The organism is Halorubrum persicum, from assembly GCF_002727125.1.
GTDB classification, from domain to species: Archaea; Halobacteriota; Halobacteria; order Halobacteriales; family Haloferacaceae; genus Halorubrum; species Halorubrum persicum.
On sequence record NZ_NHOA01000127.1, the window covers coordinates 1 to 2,869 of the forward strand.

The 2,869-nt window shown below is 54.5% G+C and carries 2 protein-coding genes; one reads left to right on the forward strand and one right to left on the reverse strand.

What is annotated here, in order from left to right; translation table 11 throughout:
* Nucleotides 1–96: 96 nt before the first annotated feature.
* Nucleotides 97–1,590: a sodium/proline symporter gene (locus tag DJ69_RS13865; protein WP_099256146.1), complete on the forward strand. Its 1,494-nt coding sequence runs from the start codon at nucleotides 97–99 to the stop codon at nucleotides 1,588–1,590.
* Between the two features lie 187 nt (nucleotides 1,591–1,777).
* Here DJ69_RS13865 and DJ69_RS19220 read toward each other — a convergent pair whose 3' ends face one another.
* On the reverse strand, nucleotides 1,778–2,464 hold the full coding sequence (locus DJ69_RS19220; protein ID WP_394338365.1) for a transposase: 687 nt from the start codon (nucleotides 2,462–2,464) through the stop codon (nucleotides 1,778–1,780).
* Between the last annotated feature and the right edge of the window lie 405 nt (nucleotides 2,465–2,869).

The window sequence follows — 2,869 nt, forward strand, 5'->3', positions numbered from 1 at the left end:
ATATATGAATTTGTATTAATTACGATGGTTCATGAACATTATCTACCGTTAATTATAATATATATCATTCAGAATCAGGGAGCGTGGCAACCACACATGACAAGTCTTGATACTAGTGCGCTCGGTCTGATCGCCTACTTGATCCTAGTTGCAGGTATCGGGTATTGGGGATCAAAGCGGGTCAAAAACGAATCTGACTTTTTCCTTGGTGGAGAGAAGCTTCCGGGATGGGCGCTTGCCCTGTCAGAACGAAGTTCAGACATGTCTGGGTGGCTCCTGCTGGGCTTACCCGGCCTCGCTTGGGCTTCCGGACTATCGTCTGTCTGGGTTATTGTTGGCGCAGCTGGCGGTGCGATCTTTCAGTGGGTGCTGTACTCACGGCCGTTCATGGAAGGACGGAAGGAAACAGGCGCGGTCACGCCCGTTGGGCTCCTTGCCGAGAAGATCCCAGGCGATTCGGCGGTTATTAGGGCACTCCCTGCCTTAGTCACCTTCGTATTCTTCATGGGATACGTGGGATCGCAGTTCCTGGCTGGCGGAACGATATTCCAAGATGTCTTCGGTGTCAGTGCGACGGTCGGGTTGGTTGTCGTCGCAGTCCTGATAATCCTCTATTCGTTTGCTGGCGGCTTCCTGGCGGTTGTCTGGACTGACGCGATGCAGGCCTTGTTAATGGTGTTTACCCTTATCATTCTGCCAGGAATACTCCTAGGTCAAGTGCTAACTGATCCTTCCCTCTCGATCATGGGATCGCTAGAAGCCTCCGGTAACGGACGTGCATCCTGGTTTGGTGGAGCGACTGGGTCTGCAGCGCTTCTGCTGTTAGGAACCAACCTCAGCTGGTTCTTCGCAACAATGGGTGGTTATCCCCACCTTGACGCACGGTTGATGGCTGTCAGGAGCGAATCTGATCGCCGGACCGCAATCCTCGTGTCGACCGTATGGGGTGTCCTTACTGCCATCGGTGCTGTGTTGCTGGGCCTTCTGGCACGAACCCTTCACGGTGCACCGAGCACACTGGAAGGAAACCGAGAGATGGTCCTTTCGTTCATGGTCACAAATCACACTCCGGACTTGCTCAGCGGAATACTGCTTGCTGGCGCACTCGCGGCGATGATGTCGACGGCAGACTCGCAGCTAGTCGTTGCAAGTTCGGCGGCTGCTCACGACATTTACAATAAAATCTTAAACAAAAATAAAGAATTTAGCGAGAAGGTTCAGCTCCGAATATCCCGTCTCGGTACGCTTGTAGTTGGCTCCGTCGGGCTTGCAGTTGCATACTTCTCCGAGAGTCTTGTGTACACGTTGGTCAGTTACTCGGCAACTGGTCTCTTCTCCGCATTTGGTCCTGCTTTTACCCTCCTGTTCTTTTGGGGGGACAATCTGTCCAAACACGGACTTATTGCCGCCTTCCTCGCTGGACCAATTGTCACGGTCACATGGGTTACGCTTGGTCTCACAGAGATGGTAACTGTCCGTCTGGTTGCTCCGCCCGCCGGCTTCGCTGCGGCGATCATCGCCTCGCTCATCTGGCCGCGGTCAGAGCAGTCGCTGTCACTGACTGGAGAAGAAGCCACAATGCAAGATTAAATTTCATTTTTTAATACAATAGAATTCGCGAGTTCACTGAATAACCGGACCTTCGCGAGTGCTGGACAAAACAGCCCATATGGGCCTTGTTTAGACGTTGTAGAGAACGCCTCACACCGGTGAACTAACTGATCTCTGCGTCAGATTTGAGGTGTGTGCTCTGTTAAATCCGATGACGGCGTGGGCATCACTGTTTGAGAGCTTGTTCGAGGTTATAGATAGCTGCGGTCAACACGAGTTCGCGGAACTCTCGGGACCATGCGCGAGGGTGGACAGCGGGGCCGAACCGACGCTTGATGGCCGAAAAGGCAGTCTCGGCCATCCAACGCTGGCCGTATAGCCCGCTGTCCAACCGTGCGTTGTGCGCGTGATTGTACGCAGCGAACAACCGATGGCGCAGTAGGAGACAGATGCCCTCTGAACGGAGGGCATCCCGGAGAGATTGGTCGTCATAGCCTTTGTCGCCGGCGAAACTTTCGATTTTCTCGGTGTTGCGAAGAGCGACTCGACGGCCAGTTTGCGTGTCGTGCGGCCAGTGTGCCGAACAGTGGAGATTGCTCTGATGGGATGAAAGCCTGCTAAGTCCCCAGCGTGCGTAAAGAGGTACTGGGGTGGTCAAAGGCCGATGATTCAACAGCGTCAGAGAACGCGTGGCTCTGATTGGCCTACGTGCCAAAGAAGCACCATCATGGGAGGCCGCCCGGATGCTGGCGGCATCCGGGCGGTGAGCCCGAATAGGTGTTGCTCCATTTACGCACACACCACCCATCAGCGCAGCAGCAGTTCGTATCGATCTTCCAGATGCTCGACCGCATGGAGGAATCTGATCCACAAGAGGTGAGTTACTGAGGGCCGCCGAGCCGGCGGCCCTCATCGGCCAGTCGCAGCGGTCGTGAGCCACAGCTAGCGCATTCACGTTTTGACCGCCTGCCGGCCGGTTCCTGAGATATCACCGTAGATGCTTGCGATTTCTCTCCAGGAACACGATCAGGTCGATCTTGGCGAAAAATATAGTATCACAGACGTGGTTTGCTGCGCTAGCAGGCTTTCATAGGTGTTGAATCCGCAGAAGGCGCGGGATAGTGTCGCTGTAAAGGTGGAAGAGAAGCGGAAGAGACGAATGTGTCCAACCTACTCTTCCGCTTCGTTAAGCAAGCCACGTCGCTGGCTCAAAAGCGCTGTGCCGCCAATCCAACGGCGGTGGTGATCCGACTGGTCACGGATTTCCCGGCTGGAAGCATGTAACGCTCCACTTTTAACGGGTTCACATGGATGCGAC